Annotated in this window: 15 protein-coding genes and 1 tRNA gene; 14 read left to right on the top strand and 2 right to left on the bottom strand. The window is 68.5% G+C overall.

Annotated elements, in window-relative coordinates; all coding sequences use genetic code 11:
• Positions 1-3: 3 nt before the first annotated feature.
• The 6 genes from lgt to RIN43_RS12425 all read left to right on the top strand — a co-directional run bounded on the left by lgt (position 4) and on the right by RIN43_RS12425 (position 10,191).
• Positions 4-1,023 (top strand): prolipoprotein diacylglyceryl transferase, encoded by a 1,020-nt coding sequence (lgt, locus tag RIN43_RS12450; protein WP_309129238.1) that lies wholly within the window; start codon positions 4-6, stop codon positions 1,021-1,023.
• Between the two features lie 141 nt (positions 1,024-1,164).
• A complete protein-coding gene (gltB, locus tag RIN43_RS12445) occupies positions 1,165-5,685 on the top strand; it encodes a glutamate synthase large subunit (protein WP_309129291.1) in 4,521 nt (1,506 codons plus the stop codon).
• A complete protein-coding gene (locus RIN43_RS12440) occupies positions 5,678-7,144 on the top strand; it encodes a glutamate synthase subunit beta (protein ID WP_309129237.1) in 1,467 nt (488 codons plus the stop codon). Before gltB ends, RIN43_RS12440 begins: the two co-directional genes overlap by 8 nt.
• A 58-nt stretch (positions 7,145-7,202) precedes the next feature.
• Positions 7,203-8,651, top strand: coding sequence for a pyruvate kinase (gene pyk / locus RIN43_RS12435; RefSeq protein WP_309129236.1), 1,449 nt, complete (start codon positions 7,203-7,205; stop codon positions 8,649-8,651).
• 77 nt (positions 8,652-8,728) lie between these two features.
• The gene (locus RIN43_RS12430; protein WP_309129235.1) at positions 8,729-9,529 is read left to right on the top strand and encodes an alpha/beta hydrolase; all 801 of its coding nucleotides are present in this window, start codon (positions 8,729-8,731) and stop codon (positions 9,527-9,529) included.
• Complete coding sequence (locus tag RIN43_RS12425; RefSeq protein ID WP_309129234.1) at positions 9,526-10,191, top strand: alpha/beta hydrolase; 666 nt, start codon at positions 9,526-9,528, stop codon at positions 10,189-10,191. The genes RIN43_RS12430 and RIN43_RS12425 overlap by 4 nt, the downstream gene beginning before the upstream one ends.
• A gap of 59 nt (positions 10,192-10,250) precedes the next feature.
• Here RIN43_RS12425 and RIN43_RS12420 read toward each other — a convergent pair.
• Positions 10,251-10,333: transfer RNA gene (locus tag RIN43_RS12420), tRNA-Leu, on the bottom strand.
• Positions 10,334-10,434: 101 nt separating this feature from the next.
• Between RIN43_RS12420 and RIN43_RS12415 the strand changes: the two genes are divergently transcribed.
• Positions 10,435-11,052 (top strand): response regulator, encoded by a 618-nt coding sequence (locus tag RIN43_RS12415; protein WP_309129233.1) that lies wholly within the window; start codon positions 10,435-10,437, stop codon positions 11,050-11,052.
• Between the two features lie 42 nt (positions 11,053-11,094).
• Here RIN43_RS12415 and RIN43_RS12410 read toward each other — a convergent pair whose 3' ends face one another.
• Positions 11,095-11,472: a hotdog fold thioesterase gene (locus RIN43_RS12410; protein ID WP_309129290.1), complete on the bottom strand. Its 378-nt coding sequence runs from the start codon at positions 11,470-11,472 to the stop codon at positions 11,095-11,097.
• A 96-nt stretch (positions 11,473-11,568) separates the two neighbouring features.
• Between RIN43_RS12410 and polA the strand changes: the two genes are divergently transcribed.
• The 7 genes from polA (at position 11,569) to RIN43_RS12375 (ending at position 20,319) form a co-directional block, all read left to right on the top strand.
• A complete protein-coding gene (gene polA / locus RIN43_RS12405; RefSeq protein ID WP_309129232.1) occupies positions 11,569-14,202 on the top strand; it encodes a DNA polymerase I in 2,634 nt (877 codons plus the stop codon).
• 10 nt (positions 14,203-14,212) lie between these two features.
• Positions 14,213-15,886 carry a DUF885 domain-containing protein gene (locus RIN43_RS12400; protein WP_309129231.1) on the top strand — a complete coding sequence of 558 codons (1,674 nt, stop codon included), beginning with the start codon at positions 14,213-14,215 and terminating at the stop codon, positions 15,884-15,886.
• A 50-nt stretch (positions 15,887-15,936) separates the two neighbouring features.
• The gene (locus RIN43_RS12395; protein ID WP_309129230.1) at positions 15,937-17,289 is read left to right on the top strand and encodes an MFS transporter; all 1,353 of its coding nucleotides are present in this window, start codon (positions 15,937-15,939) and stop codon (positions 17,287-17,289) included.
• Positions 17,290-17,329: 40 nt separating this feature from the next.
• Positions 17,330-18,085, top strand: coding sequence for an SGNH/GDSL hydrolase family protein (locus tag RIN43_RS12390; protein WP_309129229.1), 756 nt, complete (start codon positions 17,330-17,332; stop codon positions 18,083-18,085).
• A 120-nt stretch (positions 18,086-18,205) separates the two neighbouring features.
• Positions 18,206-18,736 (top strand): hypothetical protein, encoded by a 531-nt coding sequence (locus tag RIN43_RS12385; RefSeq protein WP_309129228.1) that lies wholly within the window; start codon positions 18,206-18,208, stop codon positions 18,734-18,736.
• 18 nt (positions 18,737-18,754) lie between these two features.
• Positions 18,755-19,483 carry a formylglycine-generating enzyme family protein gene (locus RIN43_RS12380; protein ID WP_375163747.1) on the top strand — a complete coding sequence of 243 codons (729 nt, stop codon included), beginning with the start codon at positions 18,755-18,757 and terminating at the stop codon, positions 19,481-19,483.
• Positions 19,484-19,506: 23 nt separating this feature from the next.
• Positions 19,507-20,319 (top strand): arginase family protein, encoded by an 813-nt coding sequence (locus tag RIN43_RS12375; RefSeq protein ID WP_309129226.1) that lies wholly within the window; start codon positions 19,507-19,509, stop codon positions 20,317-20,319.
• The last annotated feature ends 7 nt before the right edge of the window (positions 20,320-20,326 follow it).

The raw sequence follows: 20,326 nt of genomic DNA, 5'->3' as shown, positions 1-20,326 counted from the left end.
CTCATGTCCCTCGCGCTTCACAGCACCTTCTCGGGCGTGCTCACCAGCATCCCGAGCCCGCCGGTCAGCTACATCGAGCTCGGTCCGCTCCGCATCCACTTCTACGCGCTGTGCATCATCGCGGGCATCATCGCGGCGGTGCTGCTCACGAACCACCGGCTCACCAAGCGCGGAGCCGAGAAGTGGGTCGTGATCGACATCGCCATCCTCGCCGTTCCGATCGCGATCATCGGTGCGCGCATCTTCCACGTGCTCACCCACCCGAACTTCTACTTCGGTCCGGGCAAGAACACCTGGAACCCCTTCGAGCCGGGTTCGGTCTGGGCGATCTGGGAGGGCGGCATCGCCATCTTCGGTGCCCTCCTCGGAGGTGCGGTGGGCGCCTGGCTCGGATGCCGCTGGACCGGCATCCGCTTCTGGACGTTCGCCGACGCCCTCGCGCCGGGACTGCTGCTCGCGCAGGCGATGGGCCGCTTCGGCAACTGGTTCAACCACGAGCTTTTCGGCCTCCCGACCGATCTGCCGTGGGGTCTCGAGATCGAGTCGACCAACCCCGCCTTCCCCGCCGGCCTCGAGGAGGGGACGCTGTTCCACCCGACCTTCCTGTATGAGGTCGTCTGGAACGGTCTCGGCGTGCTCGTGCTCCTCTGGCTGAGCCGCAAGCTGTACTTCCAGTGGGGCCGACTGTTCGCCGTCTACCTGATCTGGTACAGCGCGGGGCGCATCCTCTGGGAGTCGATCCGCATCGACCCCAGCGAGGTCATCCTCGGCCTTCGCAGCAACGTCTGGGCCGCGATCATCGGCGTGATCGTCGGAATCGTGATCCTCATCGTGCAGACGCGTCGCCACACCGGCGTCGAGCCGTCGCCGTACGTACCGGGGCGGCTGCCGGCCGGCGACGATGTACAATCGCAGGACAATCCCAGCGATTACGTCGACGTGAGCGAGCCTCCGACCGACGAGGTCGCCGCAGGAGCATCCGCCACAAGCACCGCTCCCTCGAGCGAGAGCGGCACCCGATAGCCGGCTCTCGCCGCGAGAGAACCATCACACTGAACGAGCGGGCCAACGTCGTCCCCCGGGTTCATCGAGATCTGAGGACGGTGACTGGTGTACTTCCAGCCTCCCTACGGCGCCTCCGGCGCCTACCCCCCGAAGCAGGGGATGTACAACCCCGCCCACGAGAAGGACGCCTGCGGCCTGGCCATGGTCGCAACGCTCCGCGGGGAACCCGGCCACGACATCATCGCGCTGGCGCTCGAAGCGCTGCGCAACCTGGAACACCGCGGTGCGATCGGCTCTGACGCCGGCACCGGCGACGGCGCAGGCATCCTCACGCAGATGCCGGACGCATTCCTCCGGGCGGTGACGGACTTCGACCTCCCGCCCCTCGGCGAGTACGCCGCAGGCCTCGCGTTCCTCCCCCGGGAGTCGAGCGCTCGCCGCGAGCAGAAGGCCGGCATCGAGCGCATCGCCGCCGAAGAGGGCCTCGTCGTCCTCGGCTGGCGGGTCGTCCCCACCGCCAACGAGAACCTGGGCAAGCTCGCCGACGAGGCGCGCCCGGCCTTCGAGCAGCTCTTCATCACGCGTCCGGGCAGCGGGGCGCGCGACGCCTCGTCGCCGCTGGTCCTCGACCGCATCGCGTACCGCCTGCGCAAGCGGGCGGGCCACGAGCTCGGCGCGTACTTCGTCTCGCTCTCGGCTCGCACGCTCGGCTACAAGGGCATGGTGACCACCCTGCAGTTGGAGCCGTTCTACCCCGACCTGCAGGACGAACGATTCGCCTCCGAGCTCGCGGTGGTGCACTCCCGGTACTCGACGAACACGTTCCCGTCGTGGCCGCTCGCGCAGCCGTTGCGGATGCTCGCGCACAACGGCGAGATCAACACCGTCGGCGGCAACCGCAACTGGATGCGCGCGCGTCAATCGCAGCTCGCGTCCGAGCTGCTCGGCGACATCCGTCCGCTGCTGCCCATCTGCACCCCGGGAGCGAGCGATTCCGCGTCGTTCGACGAGGTGCTCGAACTGCTGACGCTCACGGGGCGCAGCCTGCCGCACGCGGTGATGATGATGGTGCCGGAGGCCTGGGAGAAGCAGGCCGACATCGACCCCGACCTGCGCGCCTTCTACGAGTACCACTCGAACCAGATGGAGCCGTGGGACGGACCCGCTGCCCTGATCTTCACCGACGGCACGCAGGTGGGGGCGACCCTCGATCGCAACGGGCTGCGACCCGGCCGCTGGACCGAGACCACGGACGGTCTGGTCGTCATCGGCAGTGAGACCGGAGTTCTGGAGTTCGAGCCGGAACGCATCAAGCGCCGCGGGCGCCTGCAGCCCGGTCGGATGTTCCTCGTCGACACCGCTCAGGGGCGCATCGTGGAGGACGACGAGATCAAGCGCGAGCTCGCCACCATGCACCCGTGGCGGGAGTGGCTGGATGCCGGTTCGGTGCGCCTGGCCGACCTGCCCGAGCGCGAGCACATCGTGCATCCGGCCGCGTCGATCACGCGCCGTCAGCGCACCTTCGGGTACACCGAGGAAGAGGTGCGCATTCTGCTCACCCCGATGGGGCAGAACGGCGCCGAGCCGCTCGGCGCCATGGGCAGCGACACCCCGATCGCCGTGCTCAGCGAGCGACCGAGACTGCTGTTCGACTACTTCGTGCAGCAGTTCGCGCAGGTGACGAACCCGCCGCTCGACGCGATCCGCGAGGAGGTCGTCACCAGCCTGCGGCTCGGCCTCGGCCCGGAGCGCAACCTGCTGGACTGGGGGCCGGACCACGCCCGAACCGTGACACTGGACTTCCCGGTGATCGACAACGACGAGCTCGCCAAGATCCGGCACATCGACCGTGCCCTGCCCGGACGCTCCAGCGCGACCATTCGCGGGCTGTACCACTTCGATGCGGGCCCGCACACCATGCAGGAGCGCCTCGAAGAGATGTGCGCCGAGGTGGATGCCGCGATCGAGCGCGGAGCGGAACTGATCATTCTCTCCGACCGCGACTCGAACAAGGACCTCGTCCCCATTCCATCGCTGCTCATGGTCGCAGCAGTCCACCACCACCTCATCCGCAACGAGAACCGGATGAAGGTCGGTCTGATCGTCGAGGCCGGAGACGTGCGCGAAGTGCACCACGTCGCGACGCTGATCGGCTACGGTGCATCCGCCGTTAACCCCTACCTGGCGATGGAGACCGTCGAGCACCTTGTGCGCACCGGGTACATCACCGGTGTCAGCCCCGAGAAGGCGGTGCGCAACCTGATCTACGCCCTCGGCAAGGGCGTGCTGAAGATCATGTCGAAGATGGGCATCTCGACCGTGTCGTCGTACGCGGGCGCCCAGGTGTTCGAAGCAGTGGGCCTCAGCCAGGAATTCGTCGACGCCTACTTCACCGGCACCGAGACCAAGCTCGGCGGCATCGGCATCCAGGACGTCTTCGCCGAGAACCAGGCGCGCCATGACTTCGCCTACCCGGAGGACTCCGCCGCGCGGGCCCACGAGCGGCTGTGGACCGGCGGTGAGTACCAGTGGCGACGTGATGGCTCGCCTCACCTGTTCAACCCGGAGACCGTCTTCCGGCTGCAGCACTCCACTCGCACCCGCCGGTACGACATCTTCCGCGAGTACACCAGGTCGGTCGACGACCAGGCGCGCGAGCTGAAGACGCTGCGCGGACTGTTCGAGCTGCGCACGGGGGAGCGACCCCCCGTGCCGCTGGACGAGGTCGAACCGGTGAGCGCCATCGTCAAGCGCTTCTCCAGCGGCGCGATGAGCTACGGCTCGATCTCGCAGGAGGCGCACGAGACGCTGGCGATCGCCATGAACCGCCTCGGCGCGAAGTCGAACACCGGCGAAGGGGGAGAGGACCCGGAGCGCCTGGTGGACCCCGAACGCCGCAGCGCCATCAAGCAGGTGGCGTCCGGTCGTTTCGGCGTGACCAGCCAGTACCTCACCGAGGCCGACGATCTGCAGATCAAGCTCGCCCAGGGTGCCAAGCCCGGCGAGGGCGGGCAGCTTCCGCCGCAGAAGGTGTACCCCTGGGTCGCCCGCACACGTCACGCGACCCCAGGCGTCGGCCTGATCTCGCCACCGCCGCACCACGACATCTACTCGATCGAGGATCTCAAGCAGCTGATCTTCGACCTCAAGCGAGCCAACCCCAATGCGCGGATCCACACCAAGCTGGTCAGCCAATCGGGCATCGGGGCGGTCGCCGCGGGCGTCGCCAAGGCGCTCAGCGATGTGGTGCTGGTTTCGGGCCACGACGGCGGCACCGGGGCGAGCCCGCTGAACTCGCTGAAGCACGCCGGTACGCCGTGGGAGCTGGGTCTCGCGGAGACGCAGCAGACGCTCATGCTCAACGGCATGCGCGACCGGGTGGTCGTACAGGTCGACGGGCAGCTCAAGACCGGTCGCGACGTGATCATCGGCGCCCTGCTCGGCGCCGAGGAGTTCGGCTTCGCCACCGCACCGCTGGTTGTCAGCGGCTGCATCATGATGCGCGTCTGCCATCTCGACACCTGCCCGGTGGGCGTGGCGACGCAGAACCCTCTGCTGCGCGAGCGCTTCACCGGCAAGCCGGAGTTCGTCGTGAACTTCATGGAGTTCATCGCCGAGGAGGTGCGTGAGATCCTCGCAGAGCTCGGCTATCGCTCGCTCGACGAGATCATCGGGCGCGCCGAGCTGCTGCGCACTGATGCCGCCATCCGGCATTGGAAGGCCGACGGCCTCGACCTCGCACCGATCCTCGAAGGCCCGCTGTTCCCCGCCGGCGAGCCGCGTCGCAGCGCGCGAGAGCAGGACCACGAGCTGGGCAGGCACTTCGACACCACGCTCATCGAGATGTCCGCGGAAGCGCTGGAGAGCGGAGCGCCCGTCGTCATCGAGCTTCCGATCCGCAACACCGAGCGTGCTGTCGGCACGATGCTCGGCTATCACGTCACGAAGCGCTACGGGGCGCAGGGACTGGCGAGGGAGACGATCGATGTCACTCTGCACGGCACGGCAGGGCAGTCGCTCGGCGCGTTCCTGCCGTCCGGTATCGCACTTCGCCTGGAGGGCGACGCGAACGACTACGTCGGCAAGGGTCTCTCCGGAGGCGACATCACGATCCGTCCCGCGCGCGACGCCGGGTTCGAACCGCATCGCAACGTGATCGCCGGCAACGTCATCGGCTACGGTGCGACCAGCGGGACGATGTTCATCTCGGGCGTCGTCGGTGAGCGGTTCCTCGTGCGCAACTCCGGTGCGACCGCCGTCGTCGAAGGGGTGGGCGATCACGCGCTGGAGTACATGACCGGTGGCACAGCGGTGATCCTCGGCGAGACCGGCCGCAATCTGGGTGCCGGGATGTCGGGCGGCGTCGCCTACGTCCGCGACCTCAGCTCGGCCAGAGTCAACGCAGAGGCGCTGTCGAGCGGCGAGCTCGTGCTCGGGCCGCTCGACCGTGCCGACGTCGAAGTGCTTCGCAGCCTGCTCGTCGAGCACGTGGAGCGCACCGCTTCGCCGTTGGCATCCGCCATCCTCGAGGACTTCGACACAGCTCAGAACGAATTCACGAAGGTGCTGCCGCGCGACTTCGCCGCCGTGCGCACCATGCGCCAGGAGGCGGAGGCCGCGGGTATCGACCCCGACGGTGAAGCCGTCTGGAACCGGATCCTGGAGGTGACCGGTGGCTGACCCCAAGGGCTTTCTGAAGACGACCGAGCGCGAGCTCCCCGCCCGTCGCCCCGTGCCGGTGCGCATCATGGACTGGAAAGAGGTCTACGAGCCCGGCGACCGCGCGGTGCTGAAGCGCCAGGCAGGCCGCTGCATGGACTGCGGTGTGCCGTTCTGCCACTCGGGATGCCCGCTGGGCAATCTGATCCCGGAGTGGAACGATCTGACGTGGCGCGGCGAGGGCCGCGCTGCGATCGATCGCCTGCACGCGACGAACAACTTCCCCGAGTTCACCGGCCGGCTCTGCCCCGCCCCCTGCGAGAGCGCGTGCGTCCTCGGCATCAACCAGCCCGCCGTGACCATCAAGCAGGTCGAGGTCTCGATCATCGACGAGGCCTTCTCCCGCGGTTGGGTCGAGCCTCAGCCGCCGCAGCGGCTGAGCGGTAAGACGGTGGCCGTCGTCGGCTCCGGTCCGGCCGGGCTCGCGGCGGCGCAGCAGCTCACCAGGGCAGGGCACACCGTGGTCGTCTACGAGCGCGACGACCGCATCGGCGGACTGCTGCGCTACGGCATCCCGGACTTCAAGATGGAGAAGCGGCACCTCGAGGCGCGCCTTCGCCAGATGCAGGCGGAAGGGACCCGCTTCCGCGCCGGTGTGCAGATCGGCGTCGACATCGGCTGGGACGAGCTGCGCGCGCGCTACGACGCGGTGCTGCTGGCCACCGGATCGACGGTGCCGCGCGACCTGCCGATTCCTGGTCGCGATCTGCCGGGTGTGCACTTCGCGATGGAGTACCTCGTCGAATCGAACAAGGCGGTCGCCGGCGACGACGTCCCGAACCAGATCACGGCCGAGGGCAAGCACGTGGTCGTCATCGGCGGCGGCGACACCGGGGCCGACTGCATCGGCACGGCGCACCGTCAGGGTGCGCTGAGCGTGACCAACCTGGCGATCGGTCGCCAGCCCGGAGCCGAGCGCGGTGAGCACCAGCCATGGCCGACGATGCCGACGCTCTTCGAGGTGCAGTCCGCGCACGAGGAGGGCGGCGAACGCCACTACCTGGCGTCCACCGTCGAGTTCCTCGCCGATTCCGCGGGTGCAGTGCGGGCGGTGCGCGTGGCCGAGACCGAGTTCGTCGACGGCCGGCGTGTGCCCAAGAGCGGCACCGAGCGTGAGATCCCGGCCGACCTCGTGCTGATCGCGATGGGCTTCACAGGACCGGAGACTGCCACCTTCGACGGCGACACCAGGCCTGCGACCTCAGACCGGGGCGCGTTCGTGCGCGACGCCGACTACGCCACGTCCGAGCAGGGCGTGTTCGTGGCAGGCGATGCCGGCCGCGGTCAGTCCCTGATCGTCTGGGCGATCGCCGAGGGTCGCGCGGCGGCCGCCTCGATCGATCGGCACCTGATGGGGTCCACCGTGCTGCCCATGCCGGTGGCGCCCACGGATGTCGCGCTGAGCGTGCAGCCCGCGTAGGCTGAGCGCGGCAGCGTCGCCAAGTCCCCTATCCACACCTCTCACCCTGGAGATGCCGTTGAGACGCGCGAAAATCGTGGCCACGCTCGGTCCTGCAACCTCGACCTATGAAACGGTCCGTGCACTGATCGAGGCAGGTGTCGACGTGGCACGGCTGAACCTGAGCCATGGCGACTACTCGGTTCACGAGGCGAACTACGCGAACGTGCGCCGTGCCGCAGAGGACGCGGGGCGAGCGGTCGCCGTTCTCGTGGATCTGCAGGGTCCGAAGATCCGTCTCGGACGCTTCGAGAACGGCCCTTACGAACTCGCCGTGGGCGACATCTTCAAGATCACCACCGAGGAGATCGTCGGCAACCGCGAGATCTGCGGCACCACCTTCAAGGGTCTGCCCCAGGACGTGAAGCCGGGCGACTTCCTGCTGATCGACGACGGCAAGGTGCGCGTCGAGGTGGTCTCGACCGACGGCACCGTGGTCACCACGCGCGTCGTCGTCGCCGGTGCGGTGTCGAACAACAAGGGGATCAACCTCCCGGGTGTGGCCGTGAACGTGCCGGCTCTCAGCGAGAAGGACGAGGACGATCTGCGCTGGGGCCTGCGTACCGGCGCGGACATCATCGCCCTGTCGTTCGTGCGCAACGCGAGCGATGTCGAGCGCGTGCACGAGATCATGGCCGAGGAGGGCGTGCGCGTCCCCGTCATCGCCAAAGTCGAGAAGCCGCAGGCGGTGGATGCTCTCGAGGAGATCGTCGACGCGTTCGACGGCATCATGGTGGCCCGAGGCGATCTGGGCGTCGAACTCCCGCTCGAGGCAGTGCCGATCGTGCAGAAGCGCGCGGTGGAGCTCGCGCGCCGCAACGCCAAGCCTGTGATCGTGGCCACCCAGATGCTCGAATCGATGATCTCGAGCCCGGTGCCGACTCGTGCCGAGACGTCGGATGTCGCGAACGCCGTTCTCGACGGCGCGGACGCCGTGATGCTGTCCGGTGAGACGAGCGTCGGCGACTACCCGGTCGTGGTCGTGGAGACGATGGCTCGCATCATCGAGTCCACCGAGGAGCACGGTCTGGAGCGCATCCAGCCGCTGACCAACAAGCCCCGCACGCAGGGCGGCGCCATCACGCTCGCGGCCCTCGAGGTCGCCGAGTTCGTCGAGGCGAAGTTCCTCTGCGTGTTCACCCAGTCAGGTGACTCCGCGCGCCGCCTGTCGCGGCTTCGCTCCCGCATCCCGATGCTGGCGTTCACGCCCGAGCCCGGCATCCGCCGCCGCATGGCGCTGACCTGGGGACTGCAGTCGAAGCTGGTCGACATGGTCGAACACACCGATGCGATGTACCACCAGGTGGACGAGAACCTGCTCGGCGAAGGACTGGCGAAGGAGGGCGACAAGGTCGTGGTGATCTCCGGTTCGCCTCCCGGGATCATCGGCTCCACCAACGACATCCGCGTGCACAAGGTCGGCGACGCCGTCGGCGGAGCAGCGCCGGTGTACAAGTCCCGCGCCTGATCGATCGACAGCACGCAGGGCCGGATCCTGATCCCGCCCTGCGTGCTGTCGTCTTCGATGAGGGGTACCGTGCAGGGATGAGGCAGCCCCGGCGGACAGTGACGAGGCACCGTGTCGCCGGTCTCACCCTCCGCAGTCTCACATCGCCCGGCCCGGGTGCGGTGACCTTCGTGCTCGTGCACGGGATCGGGATGTCGCATCGCTATCTGGCGCGACTGCACTCTGCGCTTTCCGCGCACGGCACTGTCGTCTCGGTTGACCTGCCGGGCTTCGGTGGATTGCCCAAGCCTGCCCACGACCTCGACGTGACGCAGATGGCCGATGCCCTCGCCGGCCTGCTCGACAAGCTGCGAACGGGACCGGTCGTGGTCGTGGGACAGTCGATGGGCACGCAGTGGGCGGTCGAGCTCGCTGCTCGCCGTCGTGACCTGACCCGCGGTGTCGTCGTGATCGGACCGGTCGCGGATGAGCGCCGCCGGACCCTGCTGTGGCAGGCCGCGCTGCTGGCACTGGACACGCTGCGCGAGCCCCCTGGAGCGAATGCGCTCGTGTTCTCCGACTACCTGCGCTGCGGGCCGGTCTGGTACCTCGCCCAGTTGCGGCACATGCTCCGCTATCGCATCGAAGACCGGGTCTCGCGCCTTCAGGCGCCCTTGCTCATCGTGCGCGGGTCCCGAGACCCGATCGCCACGCGGGGGTGGTGCCGTCGGCTGCGTGCCGCCGCCCGTGAGGCCATGCTGGCCGAGATCCCCGGCCGGGCGCACAACGCGCAGCACTCCGCGCCTCGCGCGGTGGCCGCGGCGATCGTGCATGCATGCGCGTCAATGCCGACGAGTGACGCTCATCGGCATGAGCCGTCGCGGGGGAACGGGCGATGAGCGAGCTTCTGCGGCGCGCCCTGTGGTGGGTGGAGGACTACGCCTACGCCGCGGTGTGGCAGGCGCGTGCCTTCGGCAGTCGGCAGGAGCCCGAGAGCTTTGCTCACGGGCGGGGGACGCCCATCATCGTCCTTCCCGGCATCTACGAGACCTGGAAGTTCATGCAGCCGGTCATCCAACGCGCACATGAGCTGGATCACCCGATACACGTCGTCGACGGTCTTGCCCGCAACCTCCGTCCGATCGAAGAGATGGCGGAAGGCGTGGGCGCGTTCCTGGCCGAGCGCGATCTGCGTGACGTCGTGCTTCTGGCGCACAGCAAGGGCGGGCTGGCCGGCAAGCTGGCGATGCTCGGACCGGACGCGGAGCGCGTGCGGGGGATGCTGGCCGTAGCCACCCCGTTCGGCGGGTCCAGGTACGCGCGGCTGATGCTCCCTCGCACGCTGCGCACGTTGTCGCCAGGCCACCCCTCGATCGTGAGCCTGTCGCAGCAACGCGCCGCCAACGCCCGGATCGTGTCGGTGTACGCACGGTTCGACCCGCACATCCCGGAGGGCAGCCGGCTCCCGGGGGCGAAGAACGTGGAGCTCGACACCGGCGGCCACTTCCGCGTGCTGACGCACCCGCGGGTGATGGCAGAGCTGGCGGCGCTGGCGGGCTGAGCCCCCGTGGCGAGGCCGGGATCTGGGACCTCAGGTCGTTCGGGCCAGTTCGATTCGAGTGCCGGCGGTGGGACTCGAACCCACACGTCCTCTCGGACAAAGCATTTTGAGTGCTCCGCGTCTGCCATTCCGCCACGCCGGCTCGTGTGTCGCGTCTTCGACTGTAGCGCAGCCACGCGCATCCTCCGTCCCATGAGGCGACGCTTCCTCCGGGCAGGGGCGAGTCTCCCGTAGGATGGACGGGTGACCGAAGAACAGCCTGAGCAGCCCACGGCATCCGCACCCCGACGCGTCGTCGTCGCCGAGGACGAGTCGCTGATCCGCCTCGACATCGTCGAGATCCTCCGCGACAACGGCTTCGACGTCGTGGGAGAGGCTGGAGACGGCGAGACGGCTGTCCAGCTCGCCACCGAGCTGCGTCCGGACCTCGTCATCATGGACGTGAAGATGCCGCAACTCGATGGCATCAGCGCCGCCGAGAAGCTGCACAAGAACAACATCGCCCCGGTGGTGCTGCTCACCGCGTTCAGCCAGAAGGAGCTCGTCGAACGCGCCAGCGAGGCCGGCGCACTGGCTTACGTGGTCAAGCCGTTCACCCCCAACGATCTGCTCCCGGCCATCGAGATCGCGTTGGCCCGTCACGAGCAGATCATCACGCTCGAGGCCGAGGTCGCCGACATGGTCGAGCGCTTCGAGACCCGCAAGCTCGTGGACCGGGCCAAGGGCCTGCTGAACGAGAAGATGGGCCTGTCGGAGCCGGAGGCGTTCCGCTGGATCCAGAAGGCGTCGATGGACCGCCGTCTGACCATGCAGGACGTCGCCAAGGCGATCATCGAGCAGCTCGCACCGAAGAAGTCCTGAGCGGGGCCGGCGCGCGCCGGTCCGTTCCTCCTCGAGGACCTGTCAGCCTCCGGCCGGCAGGTCCTTGATCATGTTGGTGATGCGCACCGTCGAGCAGCGACGGCCCTGCTCATCGGAGACCGCGATCTCGTGCACCGTGAGGCTGCGTCCGAGGTGGATGGGCGTGCACACGCCGGTGACGATCCCGCTGGTGGCGGAGCGCGTGTGCGTCGCGTTGATGTCGATGCCGACGGCAAGACGCCCGGGTCCTGCATGCAGGTTCGCGGCCATGGAACCGAGCGATTCGCCGAGGACGACGTACGCACCGCCGTGGAGCAGTCCGGCCGGCTGAGTGTTGCCCTCCACCGGCATGGTCGCCACGCATCGATCGACAGCGAACTCGACCCAACGGATGCCCATCTTCTCGGCCAGGGCGCCCATGCCGCGCTGTGCGGCCCACTCCAGTCCGGGGGTCAGGGTCGGCTCGTTCACTCATCCTCCTCAGCGAGTGTCCGTCGTGCTCGTTAGGCTTGCAGAGTGACGGACTCCGCAAAGCCTACCCTCATGGTCGTCGACGGCCATTCCCTCGCGTACCGGGCGTTCTTCGCCCTCCCGGTCGACAACTTCACCACCAGGGACAACCAGCACACGAACGCCATCTACGGATTCCTGTCGATGTTCGTCAATCTGATCAAGGCCGAGAAGCCGACGCACCTGGCGGTCGCCTTCGACACGTCGCGGCACTCCTTCCGCACCGAGGTGTACTCGGAGTACAAGGCCACCCGTTCCGAGACGCCACAGGAGTTCCGTGGCCAGATCCCGCTTCTGCAGGACTGCCTGGCCGCGATGTCGGTGCCCGTGCTCACCAAGGAGGGCGTCGAGGCCGACGACATCCTCGCCACGCTGGCCACACAGGGGGCGGAGCAGGGGTACGACGTGCTCGTCGTCTCCGGTGATCGCGACACCATCCAGCTGGTGAACGACGACATCACCCTGCTCTACCCCTCGGTGCAGGGCGTATCGCAGCTCAAGCGATACGATCCTGCCGCCGTGGCCGAGCGATACGGTGTGCGCCCGGAACAGTATCCCGACATCGCGGCACTGGTCGGTGAGACCAGCGACAACCTCCCCGGCGTGCCCAAGGTGGGGGAGAAGACGGCCGTGAAGTGGCTGACCCAGTTCGGCTCGCTCGATGAGCTGCTCGAGCGCGCCGGCGAGATCAAGGGCGTCGTCGGCGGCAACCTGCGCGAGCACATCGAGGATGTGCGTCGCAACCGCCGGCTGAACCGGCTGCTGCGCGACGTGGAGCTGCCCGTCGGACCCGCTGAGATCGCCGTGACGCCGATCGACGCCCAGGCCGTGCGCGACATCTTCGCCCGGCTGGAGTTCCGCACGCTCCTGCCTCGCGTGTTCGAGGCCGTGGGTGCCGAGGACGACGGCGCCGACGACCAGACCGCGGTCGAGATGCCGGAGCCGGTGCAGGCGGATGCTGCATCGCTGGCCTCCTGGGCGTCGTCGCAGGACGGGCCGCTCGGTGTCACGTTCGTGACGGCCGACGGTGAGATCGTGCGCATCGGGGTCGCCGACGAGAGCGAGCTCTACGAATGCGACTGGTCGGTGGATGCGGCGGCCGACCTGCGCGAGTGGCTCGAAGCGGAGGCGCCGAAGGTGCTTCACGACGCCAAGCCGCAGGTCAAGGCGCTGCTGTCCGCCGGGATCCGCCTCGGCGGGCTCAGCGATGACACTCTTCTAGGCGGCTGGCTGATGCGCCCGAGCTTTCCCGACAAGACCCTCGGCAACCTGGTGGAGCGCTATCTGGGCGAGAAGCTCCCGGAAGCCGATCCCACCCAGCTGGTGCCCGAGCACGAGGGTGCGACGCCGGCACAGGAGGCGTGGTTCACCTTGCGCGCCTCCGCCGCGATCCGGGAGGCCATGCCGGACAGCGTGTCCGCCGTCCTCACCGATATCGAGCTGCCTTCGCTGATGACGCTGGCGGACATGGAACTCGCGGGCGTCGCCGTGTCGCACGCCGTGCTGTCGGAGTTCTCGGCCGAGCTCGCCACCCGCGCCGATGCGATCGCGCAGGACGCGTACGCGACGATCGGTCGCGAGGTGAACCTGGGCTCTCCCAAGCAGCTGCAGGAGGTGCTGTTCGAAGAGCTTCAGCTGCCCAAGACACGTAAGACGAAGACCGGCTACTCGACGGATGCCGCGTCCCTCGCCGACATTCAGGAGAAGGCGCCGCACCCCTTCCTCGAGCAGCTCTCTCAGCACCGCGAGGCGACGAAGCTGCGCCAGATCATCGAATCTCTCGACACCGCCATCCGCGCCGACGGACGCGTCCACACCACGTACGTGCAGACCGGCAGTCAGACGGGCCGGCTCTCGAGCACCGATCCGAATCTGCAGAACATTCCGGTCCGCACCGAGGAGTCCCGCCGGATCCGAAGTGCGTTCGAAGTGGGTGAGGGATACGAGACGCTGCTCACCGCGGACTACTCGCAGATCGAGATGCGCATCATGGCGCACCTGTCCGGCGACGCGGGGCTCATCGAGGCGTTCAACTCCGGTGAGGACCTGCACCGCTTCGTGGGGGCGCGGGTCTTCGGGGTCGAGCCGGAGGACGTCACCTCGGCGATGCGGACCAAGGTGAAGGCGATGTCATACGGCTTGGTCTATGGGCTCAGTGCGTTCGGTCTCTCCAAGCAGCTCCGTATCGAGCAGTCCGAGGCGAAGCAGCTGATGCTGGAGTACTTCGCGCGGTTCGGCGCTGTGCGCGACTACCTGCGTGCGTCGGTGATGAAGGCGAAGGAGGACGGCTACACCGAGACCATCTTCGGCCGGCGCCGCCCGTTCCCCGATCTGTCCAGCCCCAACCGCGTCCTGCGTGAGAACGCGGAGCGCGCCGCGCTGAACGCTCCCATCCAGGGAAGCGCGGCCGACATCATGAAGGTGGCGCTCTTCCGCATCCACGACGACCTCGTGTCGCGGGGTCTCGCCTCACGTGTGCTGCTGCAGATCCACGACGAGCTCGTCGTGGAGGTGGCAGCGGGGGAGTGGGACACGGTCGAGGGTGTCGTGAAGGAACGCATGGCAGGCGCCGCAGACCTCTCGGTGCCGCTCGACGTGCAGGTCGGTCGCGGTCGCGATTGGAACGAGGCAGCGCACTAGGCTCATCTGCATGACTGCTGAACCCCGCACCCCGTCCGCGATCGATCAGGTCGCCGAGCGCTGGGTCGACACCCTCACCGAGCTGTCGCCGACGCTGGCGACGTACATCGGTCGCAACGAGGCGAACGGCCGGCTCGACGACGTCAGCCCGGAGGGACACGAGCGCGCCGTGGCGGCGGCCCGTTCGACGCTCGCCGATCTGAACTCGATCGATCCTGTCGACTCGATCGACGAGGTCACGAAAGCCGATCTGTCGGCCGAGCTGCGCCTGCAGATCGAGCTGCATGACGCGCAGTGGCACCTGCGCGACCTCAACGTCATCGCGTCCGCCCCGCAGGATTTCCGGCAGGCGTTCGACCTCATGCCGACCGACAGCGGCGACGATTGGGTCGTGGTGTCCGAGCGCCTCGCAGCGGTGCCGGCGGCGCTGAAGGGGTACATCGAGACGCTCCGTGAGGGCATCCGCCACGGGGTCGTCCCCGCACGCCGGCAGGTGATCGAGGTCGCCACCCAGGTGGCGAGGTACAGCGCGGACGACGGCTTCTTCGCCTCCTTCGTGGCGACCGCCGCGCCGCAGGACGGACAGCTCCCGGCATCCCTCGCTCGAGATTTGGCCGATCACGCGGGCGCCGCTCGTGTGGCGTACGACGAACTGCGCTCGTTCCTCACCTCCGAGCTCGCGCCGGCCGCGGCGGAACAGGACGCGGTCGGACGAGACCTGTACGCCCTGAACTCCCGCCGCTTCCTGGGGGCGACGATCGACCTCGACGAGACCTACGAGTGGGGTCGCGAGGAGCTCGCCCGCATGATCGCCGAGCAGGAGTCGATCGCGAACGAGATCCTCCCCGGCGCTACCGTCGAAGAGGCTGTCGCTCACCTGGAGGCCGATCCCGCTCGCAAGCTCCATGGCACGGAGGCCCTGCAGCACTGGATGCAGGAGACGAGCGACAGGGCGATCGCCGAGCTGGGTGCCAGTCACTTCGAGATCCCGGACGAGATCCGCGCGCTGGAGTGCATGATCGCCCCCACCCAGGAGGGCGGCATCTACTACACCGGTCCGACCGACGACTTCTCCCGCCCCGGACGCATGTGGTGGTCGGTGCCGGAGGGCGTCACCGAGTTCGACACCTGGCGCGAGCTGACCACGGTCTATCACGAGGGCGTTCCAGGGCATCACCTGCAGATCGGCCAGGCCACGTACAACAGGGCCGAGCTGAACACCTGGCGAAGGGTGCTCGCCGGCACCTCCGGACACGCCGAGGGCTGGGCGCTGTACGCCGAGCGGCTCATGGAGGAACTCGGCTACCTCGACGACCCGGCGGACAGGCTCGGCATGCTCGATGGGCAGCGGATGCGGGCGCTGCGCGTGGTGCTCGACATCGGAGTGCACCTGGGCAAGCCCCGCCTCGACGCCGATGGGGTCTGGGACCACGACTACGCACTCGAGATGATGCGCCGCAACGTGAACATGCCCGACGAGTTCCGCCAGTTCGAGGTCAACCGCTATCTCGGCTGGCCGGGTCAGGCGCCTTCGTACAAGGTCGGACAGCGCATCTGGGAGCAGGTGCGCGACACCGTGCGTGCGCGTCAGGGTGATGCGTTCTCGTTCAAGGACTTCCACAAGCGTGCCCTTGACCTGGGCGGCGTCGGCCTCGACACCCTGCGTTCGGTCTTCTCGGTCTGAGCCGGTCACGCGTGCTCCGGCGCGGGGTCGCGCGCCTCTACGATGAGAGGATGCCGGACCCCGCGCTGCCGAGCCGATCGTCGCTCGCCGCCCGCCTCGATGCCCTGCCGTTCACCAGAGCCCACTTCCGCGTGCTCAGCGGCTCGGGAATCGGATGGGCGTTGGACGCGATGGACGTCGGCCTCATCTCGTTCATCATCGCCGCGCTTGCGCAGCAGTGGGCGCTGACACCCGCCGAGACCGGCTGGATCGCGTCCATCGGATTCGTGGGTATGGCTGTGGGCGCCGGCGTCGGTGGTCTCCTCGCCGACCGGATCGGGCGGCGGCAGGTCTTCGCCATCACGCTGCTCGTCTACGGGCTCGCCACGGGTGCCAGCGCGCTTGTCGGCGGGGTCGCGATGCTGATGGTGCTGCGGTTCTTCGTCGGGCTCGGCCTCGGCGCCGAGCTTCCCGTCGCCTCCACCTACGTCAGCGAATTCGCACCCGCCGCGATCCGCGGTCGGCTGATCGTCATCCTCGAGGCATTCTGGGCGGTGGGGTGGACCGCGTCCGCGCTGATCGGGTACTTCGTCATCCCGGCATCCGAGGCGGGCTGGAGGTGGGCCTTCGCCCTCGGCGCCGTGCCCGCGGCGTACGCGCTGTTCGTCCGCTGGGGACTGCCGGAATCTCCGCGCTGGCTCGCGTCCCGCGGACGGATCGCGGATGCAGAACGGGTCGTCCTGACGCTGGAGACCTCCGCAGACCTGCGCCGCCGTCCTGCCTCGCGGGCGGAACCGGGGCATCGCGTGCTGGCCGAATCCTCCTCCGCGCGAGTGCGGATGCTGTGGTCGCGCGAGCTGCGGTTGCGGACGGCGAGCGTCTGGCTTGTCTGGTTCTGCGTGAACTTCGCGTACTACGGAGCGTTCATCTGGATCCCGACGATCCTGTTCAACGCCGGATACGACCTGGTGCGCTCCTTCGGCTTCACGCTGCTGATCACGCTCGCCCAGCTGCCCGGTTATGCTGTCGCCGCGTGGCTGATCGAGCTCTGGGGACGGCGACTCACCTTGTCGGTGTTCCTGGCAGGCTCCGTGGTGGCGGCACTCTTCTTCGGCACCGCCGGCGAGCCCTTCGCGATCGTCGCAGCGGGCATGGCTCTGTCGTTCTTCAATCTCGGAGCCTGGGGCGCCCTGTACGCCGTCACGCCTGAGATCTATCCCACGTCGCTGCGGGCGACAGGTGCGGGCTGGGCTGCGGGCGTCGGCCGGATCGCGTCGATCATCGCCCCACTCATGGTTCCGATGCTGCTGCAGACGGGCGGGGCGCCGCTCGCCTTCACCGTGTTCGCAGGGTTCTTCGTCGTCGCCGCGGTGGCCGCGTGGGGCCTCGCAGACCGTCGCGGCAAGTCCCTGGACGACCGCTGACGACGCACCACGGGTGCACTGCGGCTCTAGGCTGGAAGGCATGGCAGCAGTGCGTTTCGTGGCGATCGGGGACTCCTTCACGGAGGGCGTCGGCGACGAGCTGCCGGACGGGCGTGTGCGCGGCTGGGCCGACATCGCAGCTCAGGGCTGGGCCGATGCGACGGGGCATCCGATCCAGTACGCCAATCTCGCGATCCGCGGCCGTCTCGCCTGGCCCATCGTCGAAGAGCAGCTCGAGCCGGCACTGTCGTTGCGGCCGACCCACCTCTCGTTCAACGGCGGTGGCAACGACATGCTGCGGCCGAACGCCGACATCGAGCACATCGCCGATGCGTTCAGCCGTGTGCTGCGCCGTTGCGACGAGGAGGGCGTTCGGCTGATCGTGCTGTCCGGTGCGAATCCCAGCGCACGCCTGCCGGTCGGGCGCCTGGTGCAGCGCCGTGGGGATGAGCTTTCGGCCGCAGTGCTCCGGCGCATCGAGGACAGACCGGATGTGATCCGAGCGCTGAACTGGCCCGACACCGAGCTCTCCGCACCGCAGTACTGGTCAGAGGATCGCCTGCACATGAACGCGCATGGCCACCACAGGGTCGCTGCCCGCGTGCTGCATGCGCTGGGACTCGAGCCGCCTGCGGAATGGTGGTCGCCCTCGCAGCATCCGCCGGCGGGTCCGGAGGGCTTCGCCTACTACCGTCAGTTCGTCGGCCCGTGGATTCAGCGGCGAGTGACCCGCACGTCTTCCGGCGACGGCCGGGCGCCCAAGCACGCCACCTGGGTCGAGCGGACACCGCGATGAGCCGCGTGAGCGGCGTCAGGCTCCCGCGGCGCATCCTGCAGCTCTGCGTCGGCGTGTTCCTGTACGGCATCGGGATCGCCTTCATCATCCGCGGGGTCCATCGGTGCAGCACCGTGGGATGTGCTCATCCAGGGGCTCTCCTTCCACGTGCCGCTCAGCTTCGGCGTCATCACGGTGCTGGTGAGCGTGTTGGTGCTGCTGCTGTGGATACCGATCAGACAGAGGCCGGGGATCGGAACGATCGTGAACGCCCTGTTCGTGGGGCCTTCGGCCGATGTCGGCTTCATGGTCATCCCGTACCCCGACGCGCTGGCCTTGCAGGTGCTGTTCTTCGCGATCGGACTGACCGTGCTCGCGGCCGCGACGGGGATGTACATCGGCGCGCACTTCGGTCCGGGGCCGCGCGACGGACTGATGACCGGGCTTCACGCGCGACTCGGCCTGCCGATCTGGGTGGTGCGCACCGCGCTCGAGGTGACCGTCGTCGCCATCGGATGGGCGCTCGGCGGTACTGTCGGCGTCGGCACCGTCGCATTCGCCCTGCTCGTCGGACCGATGTGCCAGTTCTTCATGCGGATCTTCGCCGTGCGCCTGAGCGGTGGCGACGAGCACGCCGCAGGCCGTCGGCGTCCAGATACCGTGGCGGGTTGAATCGTGGACACCTGGGAGATGCGGTCACTCCCGGCCGGCGTCGTCAGCCTGCACGATGCACGTCGCCGAGAGCACCGCACCGTGCGGCTGGAGCCGTTCGAGATCGGTGTGTACGCCGTCACAGAGGAGCAGTTCGCCGAGGTGATCGGCATCCCCGCGCAGCATCCGCGGCGCCCCGCTCGGGACCTCAGCTGGCTGCGGGCGATCCGCTTCTGCAATGCGGCGTCGGAGTGGGAAGGACTCGATCCGGCGTACTCCTTCGACGGCGAGGACGTCACGTGGCATGTCGACAGCGAAGGCTTCCGGCTGCCCACCGAGGCGGAGTGGGAGTACGCCTGCCGTGCAGGGTCCAGCGGACCGCATTACGGCCCGCTGGGGGAGACCGCGTGGACCGCACTCGACGGCGTGGACGCGCCGCAGGATGTCGGCGGACGGCTGCCGAACCTGAACGGGCTGTTCGACATGCTGGGCAACGTCTGGGAGTGGTGCTGGGACCTGCTCGATCCGGAACGTTACGACGACTACCGGGTCTTCCGTGGCGGCGGGTTCGCGGACGGAGCCTGGAGCGTGCGCGCGTCGGTGCGCCGCGGTGGCGGGCCCCGTATGCACCATGACGATGTGGGCATGCGGATGGCGCGCGGAGGCTTCGACGGACGGGATGCCGCCCAAGGCTGGTCGGCTCGTGCGGATGTGGAGCGCGGTGCCAGGGGAGGAGCGCGTCCGCTCGGCTGGACGCCACGACGATGAGCAGGAACGAGGAGAGTATGCACATGGCACAGAAGGTCGACGTCATCGTCTCGCAGGGGCGGGTCGCAGATCGGACGTCGGGGGCGATCCCCGGCGCGCTCAAGACCGGCCAAGCGCTGTCCGCACTTCTCGACGTGCCGCCGCGCATCGTCGGCTCGCCTTCGGCTCCGGCGACGGACGACTGGTCGGTCTGTCTGCCGGCGGCATCCGACACACTCATCGCGCTCCGTGCGGCGCTGCGGGATTCACTCGACGCCGGACGCCGGCCCGTGCTCGCCACGAACACGTGCGCGGCAAGCCTCGGCACCCTTCCGACCGTCGCTGAGAACTTCCCGGACGCGGTCCTGCTGTGGATCGACGCGCACGGGGATTTCAACACGCCTGCCACGACCGAGTCCGGCTATCTGGGTGGCATGGTGGTCGCCGCCGCCTGCGGACTGTGGGACAGCGGGCATGGCGCCGGGCTGAACCCTCAGCAGGTCGTCATCGTCGGGGCGCGCGACATCGACGCCGCCGAGGAGCGTCTGCTCGCCGAACACGGCGTGACCGTGCTCAGCCCATCCGAGAGCACGCCCGAGAGCGTGGCTCGAGTCGTCGCAGGGCGCGACGTGTGGATCCACGTGGATTGGGATGTGCTCGAGCCCGGATACATCCCTGCTGCATACCGCGTCGGCGGCGGATTGCTGCCGCATCAGGTCGCGGCGATCTTCGCCGCAGTGCCCGCCGACAGCGTCCGCGGCGTCGAGTTCGCGGAGTTCGAGGACGGGGATGCCGAGGTGCCCGCCCGCGTCAGCGTCGAACTGGTCGTGGAGACCTTCCAGGCTCTCGGTCTGTGACACGAGC

The organism is Microbacterium sp. (assembly GCF_031178445.1).
GTDB lineage: Bacteria > Actinomycetota > Actinomycetes > Actinomycetales > Microbacteriaceae > Microbacterium.
Note: the sequence above shows the minus strand (reverse complement) of the source record. Positions and strands in the feature narration are given on the sequence as shown.

Bases quoted from the DNA above. Each gene is read 5' to 3' on its own strand.
- RIN43_RS12390 (WP_309129229.1), top strand. From the start codon at position 17,330: ATGGCAGCAGTGCGTTTCGTGGCGATCGGGGACTCCTTCACGGAGGGC.
- RIN43_RS12410 (WP_309129290.1), bottom strand. From the start codon at position 11,472: ATGGGCGCCCTGGCCGAGAAGATGGGCATCCGTTGGGTCGAGTTCGCT.
- gltB (WP_309129291.1), top strand. From the start codon at position 1,165: ATGTACAACCCCGCCCACGAGAAGGACGCCTGCGGCCTGGCCATGGTC.
- RIN43_RS12425 (WP_309129234.1), top strand. From the start codon at position 9,526: ATGAGCGAGCTTCTGCGGCGCGCCCTGTGGTGGGTGGAGGACTACGCC.
- RIN43_RS12375 (WP_309129226.1), top strand. From the start codon at position 19,507: ATGGCACAGAAGGTCGACGTCATCGTCTCGCAGGGGCGGGTCGCAGAT.
- RIN43_RS12395 (WP_309129230.1), top strand. From the start codon at position 15,937: ATGCCGGACCCCGCGCTGCCGAGCCGATCGTCGCTCGCCGCCCGCCTC.
- RIN43_RS12380 (WP_375163747.1), top strand. From the start codon at position 18,755: ATGCGGTCACTCCCGGCCGGCGTCGTCAGCCTGCACGATGCACGTCGC.
- RIN43_RS12430 (WP_309129235.1), top strand. From the start codon at position 8,729: ATGAGGCAGCCCCGGCGGACAGTGACGAGGCACCGTGTCGCCGGTCTC.
- RIN43_RS12400 (WP_309129231.1), top strand. From the start codon at position 14,213: ATGACTGCTGAACCCCGCACCCCGTCCGCGATCGATCAGGTCGCCGAG.
- lgt (WP_309129238.1), top strand. From the start codon at position 4: ATGTCCCTCGCGCTTCACAGCACCTTCTCGGGCGTGCTCACCAGCATC.